Genomic DNA, 16,328 nt, shown 5'->3' with positions numbered 1-16,328 from the left:
ATGAAAAAGGTCAACCTAGTTTATAACTAAGTATAAACCGAGGCAACCAATTCTATTAATAAGACTGAAAGTAGTCAACTAAAAACGTTAACATACATACCTTGGATTATTCATACTCGATTGTCATTTTTCTCAGCAGCTTGAGAATATTTTCTCAACGGCTTAAGAACAAATACTTAAGGGCTTGAGAATAAATACTCAAAGGCTTAAGAATAAATGCTCAAGCCGGTAAGAGTTAGCTTCAGCTTGCCCTAAACTTCTTCATGAAGCTGAGTATGAATAATTCTGGCTACACACCCCCTGATTACACCACTCTTCAATGACAGAACGAACTTTCCGGTAAGGAAAAAAGCCGATTACAGATAATTTATGTAATTTTGCAACATTACGAAACTTAATCCCGGCGTTTTAGCCGCAAAACATTATGGAACATCAACTGACGATTTACAACACGTTAAGCAGAAAAAAAGAATTATTTGTGCCCTTGCACGCTCCACATGTTGGAATGTATGTGTGTGGGCCTACTGTATATGGTGACGCGCATTTAGGACATGCACGCCCGGCTATTACTTTCGATATCCTCTTCCGCTATCTTACTCATCTGGGATATAAAGTACGTTATGTACGCAACATCACCGATGTTGGTCACCTGGAACACGATGCCGACGAAGGCGAAGACAAAATAGCCAAGAAAGCCCGGCTGGAACAACTCGAACCGATGGAAGTGGTTCAGTACTACCTCAACCGCTACCGCCATGCTATGGAAGCATTGAACGTACTGCCACCAAGCATTGAGCCACACGCTTCGGGCCATATCATCGAACAAATCGATCTGGTAAAGAAGATACTGGAACATGGATACGCCTACGAAAGCGAAGGTTCCGTTTACTTCGATGTGCCTAAATACAACAAAGAATACCGTTACGGAAAACTTTCGGGACGCAATATAGACGACCTGCTCAGCACCACCCGCGAACTGGATGGCCAAACAGAAAAGCGCAACTCTGCCGACTTCGCGCTGTGGAAGAAAGCGCAGCCTGAGCACATCATGCGTTGGCCTTCGCCCTGGGGCGACGGTTTCCCCGGCTGGCATTGCGAATGTACAGCCATGGGACGCAAATATTTAGGCGAACATTTCGACATTCACGGCGGTGGAATGGACCTTATCTTCCCTCACCACGAATGTGAGATAGCCCAATCCGTAGCCTCGCAAGGCGATGATATGGTGCATTACTGGATGCATAACAACATGATTACGGTAAATGGCACCAAGATGGGAAAATCATTGGGCAACTTTATTACGCTGGATGAATTCTTCACCGGCAGTCACTCTATGCTTACACAAGTTTATACGCCGATGACGATTCGTTTCTTTATTCTGCAAGCGCATTACCGCAGTACTGTCGACTTCAGCAACGAAGCTCTGCAAGCATCCGAAAAAGGTCTGCAAAGATTATTGGAAGCTGCCGGCAACTTAGATAAGATTACTCCATCGGCTACCTCCGATGTAGACATCAACACCCTGCGCGAGAAGTGTTACGAGGCCATGAATGATGATTTAAACACTCCTATTGTTATCTCCTACCTGTTCGAAGGAGCCAAAATAATCAATAACATTCTGGCAGGAAACAGCCAAATCTCCGCAGACGATCTGAAAGTACTTAAAGAACTCTTCCACCTCTTTATGTTCGACCTTTTAGGCATAAAAGAAGAAATAGGTTCATCCGACGGTCGCGAAGCTGTATATGGCAAAGTAGTAGATATGCTGTTAGAGCAACGCATTAAAGCCAAAGCCGATAAAGATTGGGCCACTGCCGATAAGATTCGGAATGAACTCACCGCCTTAGGATTCGAAGTTAAGGATACGAAAGACGGTTTTGAATGGAAGTTGAATAAGTAGCTGTTACTAAATCATGACTCCACAAGAATTCTTCAAAAAAGACCGATTTGCCTTTGAGAACGGTATCGAACTCATTGAAATCAATAAAGGATATGCAAAAGCTCGCCTCATAGTAGGCGAGCAGCATCTCAATGCAGGAAATACTACACAGGGAGGTGCTATCTTCACTCTGGCAGATCTGGCACTGGCAGCCGCAGCCAATTCTCATGGAAAATTAGCGCTGTCTACCACCTCCAATATCACTTTTTTACGGGGAAGCGGTCCGGGCGATACACTCTATGCAGAAGCCAAAGAGCGTTACACCGGCAGAAGCACAGGTCACTACCAGGTGGATGTTACTAACCAAAAGGGCGATTTGATCGCGACTTTTGAGGCTACGGTATTCAGGAAAGACACTCCACTACCCTTTACTATTTCTTTATCGAAGTAAGCGGATAACGGTTTCCTTTCACCTCTTTCAGAAAAGCTTTAGCAGAGCCAAAGTTCAGGAAAAGGTCCAGCCGAACGGGAAGGTGATTCTTATCATCGGTAATATAGAAAGTAATTACCTCAACATCTTTACCGTCTTTCCTCTCCACGAAAGAGAAGAGCAGGCACTTATAAATGTTCTTATCTTCTGCTCTAAACTCTTCTTTCCCACGATAAACCAGATATTGCTCTTCTACCCTCTTTCCAGTTGTCATAGGAAAAGAAATTCGATGACCAACTTTGAATGTCGTCGGATCGAAAGAGCGGGCACGGGCAAGGATGCTTAACATATCGTGTATGCAACGGCTATCATTATGCTCAAAATAGTGAGTATTTCCCCGATGATCTAATCTTTTCTGCGTAACATAAGATACGCCGTCTTTATGGGTAAAGAAAGCCTCATCCACCCAATACCGTTTGCCTTCTATGGCTCCTTTACGGAAATAGATGGGTTCCAGCTTATGAGAAACAACCGAAGTCAGTGTGTCACGCAATTTAAAAAAGAAATCAGCCGTTTTATTACCGGCGGCTATCAGATCAATTTTATAAGCCGGTTTTCCTTTGTATATGGTTTCATCGAATGAAAGAGTGGCCAACCCGGCCTTTGTCCAGACAAATCTCCAGTTAAAGAATAAGTCGTAAGACACCTCTTCTCCCGGTAGAAAGGCCTCATTTTTAGCTTCGCATTGTGCATAAGCAGACGAAGCAAAGCCTCCCAACAGACAGAGAAGACAGATTAGTTTTAGTTTTTGTTTTAGATTATTCATAACAACTTTACCTGCTTCTATTAGAATTTCTTTGATTCTGGTTACTATTTGGCCTTTTCTTTCGTTCGTCGGGCTTTTGTTTCTTCATTTCGTCCGGTTTTTGTTTATCTAAAGAACGAGCTGTTACATCCCATTTCAGCACAATATCCATCAAAACCCTCAATTCAAATATCTCGGGATAATAATAGACTTCTTCCGGTTGAATATCTTTCTCAAAATCACCCGTATCCCATACACCGTTGCCGTTTCTATCGTTTATTAAGCGTGCAGCATATTTTCCGGGCAGCAAGAAATAGAAGCTCGCCAATCCATTCTCAACAGGTACCCTTCTTACTACATTATCCTGAACATCGAGCAACTCTACAAATGCATTCGGTCCGGCTCCTTGAATGCTATAACCCAATTGTCCATAATCATCCATAGTGCGCACTTTAAGGGTCTGCTTCACTTTATCTGTATGAAGCCCATACAAACCAATAAAAGCCATGGAGTCGAGACTGAATTCATATTCTTTTTCGGGTTCCCATTCGGTATACACATACATTTTTTTAATGTCGAGCGGATCTTTTTCTATTTCAAACTTCACATCATACCATAGTGTATCTACTTTTTGCTTCAGATGAATGGCTTCTGTATCAAAGTTATCCAGAGGTTCGTCAAACTCTAAAGTGATTTCTCCAAACACATCCATTGGAGATGGTATCTTTGTGTTTAGCTTCAAGAATTCGGTTGGTGGAGGTGCATCTTCCTCATCATCGTCTTTTTTCTTTCTCTTCTTTTCTTTTTCCTTTTCTTTCTCTCTATTGGCGGCAGCCTCTTTACCTCGCAATTTCCTCATGGCCAGTTTAAGCGTATCGGTACGGGGAACAAGCTGATTAAGTGTATCAGTATATAAATAGTCCAAACTCATAATCAACGTGTCATTCTTATAAATCAAAGAATCTTTAATCCAATAATGAATGGTATCGTTTCTCAGGTTCTTCTCTATAACAAAAGCATCCTTTTCATCGAAATTCAATCCTTTCAATGTAGGAAGAGTATCTGCTTTATTGGAGAAATAGAAAGAGAATTTACGCGGGTCGAGACGTTCGTTTTTCACCAGATATTGTAATGTGGGCTCTTCTTTAAAAGCACGCAACATCATAGCATCCGGCAAATAGTGGGTGTACTCGCGCTCTATTATTGTATCAATAGTCAACGAATCAATCCAGGTGGTATCCTGTCTCATTCTTCTTTCGAAATGGGGAATAACCAAAGAATCGTAGTAAGCTATCATCTCACTTTTTTGCGAGAAACTGTAGTTTTGATCCGCATCCATCAACGCAAACATACGATAAGTATCCGGTGTAATACCACGAATAACAAAACGCCCCCGGCTATCTGTGCGCGATACGCGTTCGAAGGGCAACTTAGTAAACGCCGAGTCTTCCAGATTAGAGTGCAAACCAACCAGTATTCCTTTAATGGGTTCGAGGTTAGAGGCATCAAGCACTACCCCAGACACCTCCATGGTATCTATAACTTCGCCCGTAGAAAACGAAAAAGAGAACTCTCCCATCGGATTCCCTTCATTATTATCGACAATTGCATCTGCAAAGTCGAGCGTATAAGTTATGTCGTCAATAAGTGTATCCAGCAGATTAACCGAAAGCCGTCGCCCATTCGTTTTAATCTCCGGCTGCTTTAACTGCGGAGGAGAGATAACCAATTTTTCGCTGGCTTTTTCGAGCTTAATGATCTCGTCAAACTCCAATACAATCTTTGTTTTTTTATTCTTTGTTGCACCAAGTGATGGGGTACTCCTAACAAACTTGGGGGGAGTAAAATCTTCCGGACCACCGGTAGGGCGGCCTATACTGGCACAAGAATAAACAACTCCCAACGAGACAGCAAGTGCTAATCCATTGCGAATCAATCGCTTTACTTTATTGTTCTTCCTAATTAACATGGCACAAAAATAAGTGTTATCCGCTAAATAACACTCATTTTTACACTAATTAAATTAGTTGAGAGCTTTAATTTAGTTGAGAGTTGAGAGTTACGATGCCGCATGGTAACTCTCAACTCTCAACTTTCAACTCTCAACTAAAAATACGCTCTCAACTAAATAAGAGTGTTCCGAAAAAGCTCGGCCGGTGGAAGTCGGGCGCAGGCGTATCCATCGGATTCCAGGAAAGGAAATGGGGTGTTTCCAACTCATCGCCGCACTTATAGAAGTTTGCACGGATGGTTTTTCCTTCCAAAGAGGGAATCTGGTGTTTGAAGAATGAACGGTAGGGAATAATTAGAGCTACTTCCCAGGCAGTTTCTTCTTTTCGTTCTTCAAAGGGTTGATTTCCTAAACTTGCCCATCGCTTAATTTCTTTCATAGTATGAGGATTTGCGCGTTCACGTTCTCCTCTGCCACTGCCTACACCCAGCAATACAGTACCAATACAGTTACATTCGAGGTTATAATAGATGGCATCCTGACCTGCATTAATAAAAAACTCTACACAGGAGTCTGTCCATACAGCCTCGTTATCTGTTGCATAGCGTGCACGCACTGTTGCCTCCTTTACTTTATAGTGCAACAATATTGCATGATCTGTATAGGCAATACGAAAAGTGACTTCCGGGCGATAAGGGTATTCCTCCCAGTTTACAACATCAATGGGTTGGAAGGCAATATTTTCTTTATCTAATAATGCGGGAAGCGCCTCCGGTTCTATATCGGAGACACTGATTTTTGTTACTTTCAGTTCTTTCATTTTCATTATTTATCTATAATATAAAACACAGAGACACTGAGGCACAGAGTATTAAACTAAAAACTCGGTATCTCTGTGTCTCCGTGTTCTATAAATTCCTTCATTTCCTGCAAATAGCTCTCTGTACTACGAAGCAGCTTAAATTGAGCAGCCGTACGCACCAGGTTATGTGTCGGATAGTTAATTTTATAATAAGTATCACCATTCAGATAATCTGCCAGGAACCTTACTGTTTGCATATAAGGAAACAGGGTAGCTGCATAAGGCAGGTTCTCAATTTCTATAGGCGTGAGGAATGATTTGCCCGACTCCAAATATCCTTTGGCAAAAGCTTTAAATATCTCCATATTAAAAGAAACTCTGTCGAGATTCTCGTCGTCTTCGGCTCCTGTATTTGCAGCAGTACGAAGAAAGTCGCCAATGTCGGAAAAAACGAAGTTTGGCATTACTGTATCTAAATCTATTACACACAACACATTGCCGCTTTCATCGAACAACATATTATTTACTTTGGTATCGCAGTGGCATACTCGCTTCGGCAGTTTTCCTTCCCGATACAATTGTTCGGCTTTGCACATTTCATCGGCACGTTTTTCGAGTTCATCTACATAATATTGAGCTTCATCCAGTCTGCCTGCAACATTATTCGCCACCGCCTCTCTCAGTTGACTCAAACGAAACTCCATGTTGTGGAAGTTAGGTATGGATTCTCCCAATTCATCGGGAATGTCTGCAAGCATAGATTGAAAACTCCCAAAGGCCACTCCGGCATAATAAGAATACTCGGGGTTTACGGTTTCGCAAGTTATGGTGCCTTTAATAAACACCATCAGGCGCCAATAGTTCTCGCCATCGAACCAATAATATTTCCCACCTTCTTTAGCAGGTATAAAAGTCAAGACTTTGCGGTCTATGTCTTTTTCTCCTTTCTTCTCTAACTTCTTACGGATATGTGATGTTACTGCAACGATGTTATTCATCAACATATCTACATCTTGGAAAATAGCATGGTTAATGCGTTGTAATACATAATCGGGGGCATTTGTATCTGCATTAATCACCCTAAAGGAGTCGTTAATAAGACCGCTTCCCAAAGGTTTTACTTCTGAAACATTGCCTTCAATGGCAAATCGAGATACAACATCTGTTAAGTTATTCATGATAAAAGGTAATTTAGGGGTATTTTTCTATAAATTGTTTATTCTCATCTTTTACTTGATTCATGGTTTCTCTCAATTCCTCTGCAGGAAGATCAATATTGTACCAACTATTGTAGCAGTCGGTTACAAACCATTTGCCTTCTTTCAGTTCAAATACCACACGAAGATCAAGCTCGGAGTCTTCGTAGCCGGCTTCAAATTCTTTCCGGGCAGGTTCATCGAATACAAACTTCGAGAAGTAGGTGGCTCCCTCCTCTTCTATATAGACTCTCTCCACCTTAAATGACTCTTGGTTTAAAAGAGGCCACATCTCCTTAGTAAATGGGAATATTTTTTCCTCTTCTTTCTCATTTAAAAGTATTATGGAGCTTTCCAAAGGAAATTGAACGCGCGAAAACTGAAATGATGCACTTGAAGTAAACTTAGAAAGAAAAGTTTTAAAATCTTCCGGGGCTTGTTGTGCATGTAGGTTTGTGCCGGTACTCAAGAATAATGTGAGTAGAAAAAGACAGCGCAATAGACGTATTAGCATATAAGTTATGAATAAAATTAGACCTTGGTTGTTTATACGCAAATATAATATAAAGATTTTATGTAGGTTGATTATTTGGAGGTAGTGTAAAAAACTCATTTTTACACTATGGCAGTGCAATGCCTGCTTTTATATCACTTTATATGCTCCAACCGATCTATCCAATGATCAAATCGCGGGCATTTTTCTCTTATTTTATTTAGCCCTATCTCATAGGCAAGACATGCTCCATAAACCACCTTGTTATACCCATTAATACTTTTCAATAATCTTTTCGAAGGGGCTGTTTCCGGGCTATTGTTAATATCTTCCATGTTAGCGGCAAAAGTATATGCCACCTTTTCAAGCTCTATAAAGTTAGCTTCCTCTGGTTTGAAATTCCTTTTTAAAACATCCATTGAACAAAAGATGAAACACTCAAACTCATGCCGCTGAATATAAGGTATAAAACGATGATTTAATGAAGGAGCAATATCCTCCTTCATCCCTTGTTCTATTGAGTTTATATTATCTTTGCTGTAGTTCGGGTAGTCAGATGGCAGCGCATAAAAATCTATAAGAGTAGTTACATACGTATCCTTTTCTTGTTTCAAATGATTCTCTATCTGCTTCTTCAATGTATCCCACCTTGTAATGCCTCCATAAGTTTTCTTAATGGTGGGGTAAGCAATTTGAATATCTTTCTCTAAAAAATAATCTTGCAGCACATCTTTACAGAACTCTTGTTCAGTTTCTCCTTCGCAAACAATTATTAATCTTTTCATAGCCTTATTCTTACTTAATTAGGGAAACCACTATTTAGTAAGTTCTGCCTCCACATATCTCCTATTGCATAATCTTCCAGCCACTGTGATAGTTGCTGTTCGTCTAACCGCTTGAAGATAGATGCACCATTTACGTTATCTACCGTAACAATATCATTCGGGGCAAAGTTATTAACTAACTCTACCGATTGCGTGGAAAGAATAACCTGCGTTCCGCGTTTGGATATAGATTTAACCAACCCTGCTAACTTATTGATAGCAAAAGGATGCAATCCCAATTCAGGTTCGTCTATGATAATCACAGCCGGAGGATTGGGCTGCAAGAATAAGGTTGCCAAGGCTATAAAGCGAATAGTGCCATCAGAAAGGTCGGTTGCACCATATAAGCTTTCACTGTATCTATCTCGCCAAGTTAGGTTTATATAATCAATATGCTCTTTGGTTACAAATTCAAAATCTTTAAAATTAGGAGCAACAGATTGGATTACTTTTACAATTCGATTATAGATAATTATCTCTTCATTCTTAAGTCTATACAATACCGCAGCTAAATTTCCTCCCTTACTTTGCAATACCATGTTATCAATAAGATTGCAATCGTTATTGAAAGGTGAGTTTACACCCGTATCATGAAAGTGATACACCTTTAAGTCGCTCATATAAGCTTTAACATTAAGAGCTCTTTGCCGTGTGTGTAGTCTTGCTTTTAATTCTGTAGAGGCATCTGCTATTTCCCAAGCATTTTGGTTATTATGCGACCATATTTTTTCTGATTGAACAACAAGTGTTTTATTTTCAACTTTCAAATTAAACTCATATTTATTCTTACCTCTTTCAAATGATATTTCCGAAAATATATTTTGTGTTTTCTTACGTCCATTATGCAGAATTGTATCAATACCTCTACCTACTACATACGATTTAAGTTCCCCATCGTAAGCAGTTTTGAGAAAATTAAAAAAAGATATAAAATTACTCTTCCCTGCTCCATTTGCCCCAATCAGGACATTAATAGGCTTTATTTCAAAATGGAGATCTTTTATTGATTTATACCCTTTGATATCAATATATTCCATATTCCTATTTGTTTTTCTGCTGTAAATATAGGCATAATTTCTTTTTTATCATCTCTTCCCATCTCCATAAACACCGGCAAAAAGAAAAAGATGGCAAAAAAAACAAAAAGATCAGTCCTCTCATCACACCTACTGCAAGCGAAAACCAGAAAGCCTCTTTATACACCCCTATCATAGAAGGAATAAAGCCAAGTATGGTTGTGTGAGCGTTAACCTGTACAGAAATATTCCGATTCAGTTTCACTAAAATTTCAACAAACGCTTTGTTTTTATCTTTTTTATGCTTACATTGTAAAACCAACTAATACTTAATCTTTATCTTACTATACAATGAAAACAAAAACATTTCTTCTTATACTCTCACTACTCTCAAACCTTGCATTAGCTCAAAACCACAACATGGTAATTAGAGTTCATAGCAGATTCTCTAGTTTATGGGTATTGGAAGAACAAAGCAATTATCGTAGTATGGCTCCTCTTTTGCTCGAAGATGGAAGTAAGCCTCCAAGACCATTAGACAGTTATTCCGGCTATATAGCAAACACCGACGTTGTAGATCGTGCTGTTCTTTCTAAAATACCAACCTCTTTATTAGCTCATTACGATGCTGAAGGTATTGACTGTTTCACATTAGATTGCATCGTTACCCCTAACGGAAGTGTTCTCGAAGTATTTTTTATTTTCAGTCCGCCATGTCCGAATATAACCGATGAGGAGATGATTTATTGGCGTTCTCTTTCCGATGAAATAAAACGGGTTGCTAAATTTACGATCCCAGAGTATGCACGAGGACTACAATTCTATGAAATAGGAAAACGTATTGTGATTTCCAAGCTTCTAAACCCTGAACAAACCAAACCTGCTACCCGAACCTCAGGTAATCGACTTCGTAAACCTGCTGTGCAGATGACAGAAGAAGAACGTGAAAAAAAGAGAGTGCGAGATGAAGAACGTAAAAAAGTTCATGAAAAATATAAAGGTAAAAATATATTGGAGTTGATTGAGGTCAAATAATGTAAAAAACAGATAAATATGTATCTATATTAGTTTACACAATAAAACGACCAAGGCTTAATTTCCATCTCCGCAGGTCGATGACCTGCGGAGACAAACAAGATGCCCATTTATTATAAATGTCAGTGCAAGAGTAAAAAATACTCTGCCCCAGCATCTCATTACATTATACTATATGAAAACAAAAACATTCTTTCTTATACTCTCACTACTCTCAAACCTTGCATTAGCGCAAAACCACAACATGGTAATTAGAGCTCATAGCGAACTCTCCAGAATGTGGATATTGGAAGAGCAGAGTAACTATCGCAGCATGGCTCCTATTCTGCTTGAAGATGGGAGTAAACCTCCAAAGCCATTAGATCGTTATTATACTCACATGGTAAATCCGGGAATTATAGAACGTACCATTCTCTCCAAAATGCCAATTTCTTTATTATCTCATTATGATACTGAAGGTATTGACAACTTCAGTTTGTGTTTCATTCTCACTCCCAATGGCAATGTTGCTGAAGTATTTTTTGCTTTCAGCCCATCACGCCCAAATATAACTGACGAGGAAATGGTATATTGGCGTTCTCTTTCTGATGAAATAAAACGAGTAGTCAAAGTAACGATCCCCAAAGAATCACAAGGGCTTCAATTTTACAATAAAGGAAAGCGCATAGTGATCTCCAAACTCTTAAATCCTGAACAAGCCAAACCTGCTACCCGAACCTCGGGTAATCGACTTCGTAAACCTGCTGTACAGATGACAGAAGAAGAACGTGAAAAAAAGAGAGTGCGAGATGAAGAACTTAAAAAAGTTATTGAAGAATATAGAGGGAAAAGTATATTGGAGTTGATTGAGGTTAAATAGCGTAAAAACAGACAAGTATGTGTTTATGTTAGTTTACACAATAAAACAACCAAGGCTTAATTTCCATCTCCGCAGGTCGATGATCTGCAGAGACAAACAGATGCCCATTAATTTTAATACGCGTATACGCGGTATATAACAAATCTACTTAATATAAAATAAATTACAACCAGTACTTAACTCTATTGATTATTTGAGGATTAGGATAAATGTTTTTTAGATTTAAAATATATGTTTCGTGACAATGGATTCATTGTCACTGAACGGTGCTTTGTTTTTTGTGATCGAAGACTTATGTCGGGTTACATTTGCATTGCTATCAGGCAGTCGTTTATTTAATGTTTAACCCGAAGCGTATAAACAACGTTTCACAAAAAAATCAGTTATGAGCATGCAATATAAAGTTGTAAAGCAAATCTTCGGTTTCGATCAGTCTAAAACCGAGAAGTATGTTGTTAAGAGTGTTACAGGCGAAATGCTTGAATTTAACAAAGTTCGCAATCAGGTAACACAAATGTGTGGTATCCATCGGGGTACAGTGAATTTGGTCATCGACGGTTTACTCGATGTACTAGTGAATAATCTTGATATGGGGCATAGTGTGCAGTTGGGCGAGTTTGGCGTCCTGCGTCCCGGTTTTCGTACCAAAGCACAGGATACAAAGGAAGATGCCAATGCGGATGCTGTTTATCGTCGTAAGATAAACTTTGTACCTGGAAAGATGCTAAAGAACTTCCTGAAAGATGTATCTATAACCCGCGCAAGCTTTGATAAGGATTCAGAGAAGGCAAATGAGGGTAATAATACTAATCCGGGCAATGGCGATGGCTCGGGTGGTGATGAATTTATAGATCCTTCCGCTTAATATTTTTCTGATTGCCTGATGCATAATTAGCACGGCTGGGAATAATTCCTGGTCGTGTTTTTTTGTATCATGGCAGAATTTGCGGTTACCACTCGGGGTAAAATGGTTACCATGGGAGGTGCCGATGGTAACCACTGTGGGTATTGGTGGTAACCGTTTTACCCCGGAGTGGTAACCACTTTTTTGAATTCTGTGCTACATTAAAACGATATCAGGTTGACTACTTTTTATTTTATCTCTGAAACTGGTTGACAAATTATCTTTTAAACAATAATTTGAATAAGAAAGACTTTATTTTCAAGTCAGTTCTTTCCTTGCTCGATGTGCTGTAACCTGATTTTTACAGAAAGAGAATGAAAAAACAACTAATCCCTGCCACAATAGTAAACATCCGTGCCAAAATAGTAAATATCCCTGCCAAGTGATATATTTACACATAAAATATTTGTTTAAGTCTAAATAGACGAATAGTTTTACGGTCTAATACAAATACAGTAACTCATTATTAACTTTTAATTTATTATTATGAAGCATTTGCAAAAACTGCCTTTTGGATTTCTTATTGCAATGGTTTTGCTTCTTTCGTGTCAAGAAGACTCTTTCTTATCAGAGTGGAATAAAACAACAGAAAATCCATTGGTTACGGAAGCTCGCCAATTCTTTGAAGAAACAATTTATGAGGCTGCGTTACAAGGCGCTATTGTACAGGATATAGGCTGGTCTCCCGGGGAAGTTACCCCTCGTTGAAAGGAAGCTTCTATTAAACAAGACAAAAAATTCAACTACGTATTTGTTCCTATTTATGCTCAGAATCAATATCTGGGTCAAGAACGAATCATGAAAGATTCAGTTGAACAGGGGCACCTTGTTCGGGTCACACAGTTAATTTGTATTCGTAAAAATATAGAAGGAAACCATAGTGCAGCTTATCTTACTTTCATCCCTTCGAAAGATTATTATTCTACTCATAAAAATAGAATAATAGATATTTTTTTAGAGAATAAAGAAGATTATTATGGTGATTTTACAGGCCGTGTAATATACAGCGATTTAGTCACTTCTCAGTTAATGGCCATAGATAAAGTTGCTAATGGAAAATTTGAATGGGGCTTCTCACGCAAAAACACACCCGAAATAGAAGATTTTAAGTTTAATTTTCTGGAGATGTTCAAAGATATTTCTATATTTGGGGTAATAGGAACCCGAACAAATCTGGATGGAGGAGAGCTTGAAGAAGTGCAATGTGTTTATTGCACCAAATGTAATAAGCAAGTAGAACCCAATCATAGATGTCCCGCAGATGGCAACAACTCTTCCGGATGGAATTATGGTGATAGCTCTGGAGACAATAATTATGGTGGAGGAAGCAATGGCAATTGGGGAGATTGGGGAAGTAGTGGTTCCGGAGGAACTGGTAGTAGCGGAAACAATGGCAATGGGCAGAACACCAACTCCCCTCAAGATCCTGCATTTGAAATGCTTATAATTCAGCTCAAATATCATTTGGATAAAAAAGGGATGAATACGGGTAAATATAAAGTAGTGAAAGGAATAGAATGTAGTGCATACGCAAGAGTGATTGATGAAAAAATTGAGATATGCCAATTATTTGCAGAGAAAGAATTTAAAGATCAAGTGGCTATTTTAGGGCACGAAATCTATCACAATGAGAATGATGATAATAGCTGGGTTAGAGAAGTAAAACCATTACCTTTTCAACTCCAATTGAAATTGCCACCTGAACATGAAAAATATGTAAGAGAATATTTGGTGGAGAAAGAAATGCAATATTATCCTGAAGAACTAAGAAATGAGGAAAGAGAAAAAACCTATAATGATATGACTAAATATAACTTCATCAAAGATCCAAGATATTATCAAAATGAAATAAATGCATATACTTGGGAAATTAACACATTTATGGATGTAACTCCTGAATATGACGCAGAGCGTAGATACCGATTATGGGAATATACTCAATTAAAACCATACGCAGATCAATATCATAGATAAATTCAAAAAGTAGTTGATTATGAAATTAAAAGTATTTTTTATAGCCCTATTTATTCAAGGATTATTATCCTTGAATAGCAGTGCACAAGTAGCAGACTTTGAAGTTGAGATGAAGAGTCTTCCAGCTTCTAAACTAGAGTTAAAAATTAAAAATAACACTTTAGAAAATATGAGAATACTCAATGATGGACATAGGGTTGACAACCGAAGCTATTTAAAAGTTGATTATAAAGATGATCAAGATGAAATATTATATTCGCATCCTCTATCTGTTGGGAATAGACGAATATTAATAATTAAAGGAAAAGAAACCTGGACATATACCTATCAGTTACATTCAAACTTCTTTGATGTCTCTATAGCTAAGAAAATTCATTTGACTTTAGTTGTTGATTATTCCATTGGAGATGAATATGGTAAAAGATTCATAAAAGAGTTTGATTTAATGTACCGAAAATAATCTTAAAAAGGTCATATGAAAATAAAAATGCTATTTGTGCTTTTTATTCAAGGATTAATATCTTTGAATTGTATAGCACAAGTAGCAGACTTTGAAGTCGAAATGAAAAGCAAATCTAATTCCAAATTAGAACTAAAAATTAAAAATAACACATCAGAATATGCCTCTATATTCAATGGAATACATCGAATAGATGAAAGAAGTTATTTGGCGAAAACGGAGCATTCCCACCCACTTCAATCGGTTCAATGCACCCACTTTTTGGGTTGAAAAAGGCTTAAAAAGGGCTTAAAAAACGGAGTATATCCGTTCATTTTTGCCAAAATCGCCTCAAAAAACGGAGTATTCCCGTTCAGTGATTTTGATTGATACTAAAAACATTCGAAATCATCCATAAAACGGAGCATTGCCGTTCACTTTGAAAAAAGGAACTATTTGGTTGCCAACTCTTTGCGACCGAAAAACGGAGTATATCCGTTCACTTTTTCCATTGACTGCAAATGCCTTACCAAAAAACGGAGCATTGCCGTTCACTTTCCTGTTCTTTATGTCCATATTGTATGTGTAGAAACAAATCTAACATACAATAATATTATGGCAGGAAAAACAAAAGAAATGAGCCAAATAAAACAGTTACTCCTTCTAAAGAAGCAGGGCCTCTCCAATCGGAAGGTAGCCCAAATAATCGGTATCAACAAGGAGACCGTAAACCATTATGTGAACAAGGTCGTGAGTGATGAGCTCAGCATCAACGAGCTCCTGAAACTCGACGATCCCGTACTTGAACATCGCCTGAAGGGAGGCAATCCTGCATATACAGATAATCGTTTTGCAACGTTCAAAGAATTATTATCCTATCTACAGGAAGAGATGGATCGCAAGCATGTCACATTGAAACTGCTGTGGGAAGAATACAAGGCAGAACATCCCGACGATCATTACAGTCTTACTCAATTTCGTTACCACTACAATCAGAATACGGTGGCAAAGAAGCAACCCTGCTCTACCATCCTTGCCGATATGCGTGTAGGTGGAGAGAAGCTCTTCCTTGATTTTACAGGCGATACCATGGGATATGTGGATTTGGAGACCGGTGAAATTGTACAGTGTCAAGCCTTTACAGCATCTCTGCCTGCCAGCGATTACGGTTTCTTACTCTTTGTACCTTCACAGCGTACAGAGGATTTTGTTTATGCCACGATACAGTGCCTCAAGCATCTCGGTGGTGTGCCCAAGATACTTGTGCCCGATAATTTAAAGTCAGCAGTTATTAAGACCGACAAATACGAACCCTCTTTGAATCGCGTTATGGAAGACATGGCCAATCATTATGGAGCGGTAGTGCTGCCCGCACGTCCTATACATCCCAAAGACAAGAGCAATGTGGAAGGCTTGGTAAGGCTTGTCTATATGAGGGTATTTGCAGAACTTCGCAATGAAACCTTCTATTCCATAGATGACTTGAACAAGGCTGCCGCTATCAAGATGAAAGCCCACAATCAGAAACGCATGCAGAAGCATCCTTATAGTCGTGAAGAGCGCTTTCTTGCTGTGGACAAACCAAATCTGAAAGCTCTACCATCTACGGATTTTGAAATTATCTCGTATACGGATTTAAAGGTATCATCTAATTGCTGTATATACCTTGGTAGAGATAAGCATTACTATACGGTACCATGCCAGCACATCGCAAAGACAGC

General features: G+C 38.8%; 16 protein-coding genes. 9 read left to right on the top strand and 7 right to left on the bottom strand.

The window, feature by feature from the left end; all coding sequences use genetic code 11:
• Positions 1 to 424: 424 nt before the first annotated feature.
• Positions 425 to 1,900, top strand: a complete 1,476-nt coding sequence (gene cysS, locus D0T60_RS17665; protein WP_163219657.1) for a cysteine--tRNA ligase — start codon at positions 425 to 427, stop codon at positions 1,898 to 1,900.
• Between the two features lie 13 nt (positions 1,901 to 1,913).
• Positions 1,914 to 2,330 carry a PaaI family thioesterase gene (locus D0T60_RS17660; RefSeq protein WP_163219655.1) on the top strand — a complete coding sequence of 139 codons (417 nt, stop codon included), beginning with the start codon at positions 1,914 to 1,916 and terminating at the stop codon, positions 2,328 to 2,330.
• On the opposite strand, the gene D0T60_RS17655 is transcribed toward D0T60_RS17660, so the two are convergent.
• The 7 genes from D0T60_RS17655 to D0T60_RS17625 form a co-directional block, all read right to left on the bottom strand.
• Positions 2,311 to 3,183 carry a DUF3108 domain-containing protein gene (locus D0T60_RS17655; protein WP_163219663.1) on the bottom strand — a complete coding sequence of 291 codons (873 nt, stop codon included), beginning with the start codon at positions 3,181 to 3,183 and terminating at the stop codon, positions 2,311 to 2,313. The genes D0T60_RS17660 and D0T60_RS17655 overlap by 20 nt on opposite strands.
• Positions 3,143 to 5,083 carry an Ig-like domain-containing protein gene (locus D0T60_RS17650; protein WP_163219653.1) on the bottom strand — a complete coding sequence of 647 codons (1,941 nt, stop codon included), beginning with the start codon at positions 5,081 to 5,083 and terminating at the stop codon, positions 3,143 to 3,145. Before D0T60_RS17650 ends, D0T60_RS17655 begins: the two co-directional genes overlap by 41 nt.
• A 151-nt stretch (positions 5,084 to 5,234) precedes the next feature.
• Entirely contained in the window at positions 5,235 to 5,876 is a 642-nt protein-coding gene (locus D0T60_RS17645) for a carbohydrate-binding family 9-like protein (RefSeq protein WP_163219661.1), read from the bottom strand.
• A gap of 65 nt (positions 5,877 to 5,941) precedes the next feature.
• Positions 5,942 to 7,045, bottom strand: a complete 1,104-nt coding sequence (locus D0T60_RS17640; RefSeq protein WP_163219651.1) for a phosphotransferase enzyme family protein — start codon at positions 7,043 to 7,045, stop codon at positions 5,942 to 5,944.
• Between the two features lie 13 nt (positions 7,046 to 7,058).
• Positions 7,059 to 7,577 (bottom strand): DUF4348 domain-containing protein, encoded by a 519-nt coding sequence (locus D0T60_RS17635; RefSeq protein ID WP_163219649.1) that lies wholly within the window; start codon positions 7,575 to 7,577, stop codon positions 7,059 to 7,061.
• A gap of 134 nt (positions 7,578 to 7,711) precedes the next feature.
• Complete coding sequence (locus D0T60_RS17630; RefSeq protein WP_163219647.1) at positions 7,712 to 8,341, bottom strand: DUF4276 family protein; 630 nt, start codon at positions 8,339 to 8,341, stop codon at positions 7,712 to 7,714.
• 14 nt (positions 8,342 to 8,355) lie between these two features.
• On the bottom strand, positions 8,356 to 9,417 hold the full coding sequence (locus tag D0T60_RS17625) for an AAA family ATPase (protein ID WP_163219645.1): 1,062 nt from the start codon (positions 9,415 to 9,417) through the stop codon (positions 8,356 to 8,358).
• A gap of 330 nt (positions 9,418 to 9,747) precedes the next feature.
• Here D0T60_RS17625 and D0T60_RS17620 point away from each other — a divergent pair, with 330 nt between their 5' ends.
• The 7 genes from D0T60_RS17620 to istA all read left to right on the top strand — a co-directional run.
• Positions 9,748 to 10,431, top strand: a complete 684-nt coding sequence (locus tag D0T60_RS17620; protein WP_163219643.1) for a hypothetical protein — start codon at positions 9,748 to 9,750, stop codon at positions 10,429 to 10,431.
• A gap of 175 nt (positions 10,432 to 10,606) precedes the next feature.
• Entirely contained in the window at positions 10,607 to 11,290 is a 684-nt protein-coding gene (locus tag D0T60_RS17615) for a hypothetical protein (RefSeq protein WP_163219641.1), read from the top strand.
• 391 nt (positions 11,291 to 11,681) lie between these two features.
• Positions 11,682 to 12,155 carry a DNA-binding protein gene (locus D0T60_RS17610; RefSeq protein WP_239059601.1) on the top strand — a complete coding sequence of 158 codons (474 nt, stop codon included), beginning with the start codon at positions 11,682 to 11,684 and terminating at the stop codon, positions 12,153 to 12,155.
• Between the two features lie 525 nt (positions 12,156 to 12,680).
• Positions 12,681 to 12,902 (top strand): hypothetical protein, encoded by a 222-nt coding sequence (locus tag D0T60_RS17605; protein WP_163219637.1) that lies wholly within the window; start codon positions 12,681 to 12,683, stop codon positions 12,900 to 12,902.
• A 90-nt stretch (positions 12,903 to 12,992) separates the two neighbouring features.
• The gene (locus tag D0T60_RS17600) at positions 12,993 to 14,168 is read left to right on the top strand and encodes a hypothetical protein (RefSeq protein ID WP_163219635.1); all 1,176 of its coding nucleotides are present in this window, start codon (positions 12,993 to 12,995) and stop codon (positions 14,166 to 14,168) included.
• 19 nt (positions 14,169 to 14,187) lie between these two features.
• Positions 14,188 to 14,628, top strand: a complete 441-nt coding sequence (locus D0T60_RS17595; protein ID WP_163219633.1) for a hypothetical protein — start codon at positions 14,188 to 14,190, stop codon at positions 14,626 to 14,628.
• A gap of 594 nt (positions 14,629 to 15,222) precedes the next feature.
• Positions 15,223 to 16,328, top strand: a 1,106-nt coding sequence (istA, locus tag D0T60_RS17590) for an IS21 family transposase (RefSeq protein ID WP_239059600.1), incomplete at its 3' end; no start/stop codon positions are given.

The organism is Bacteroides sp. 224, from assembly GCF_010500995.1.
GTDB lineage: Bacteria > Bacteroidota > Bacteroidia > Bacteroidales > Bacteroidaceae > Bacteroides.
This window is presented reverse-complemented; position numbering and strand designations above follow the sequence as displayed.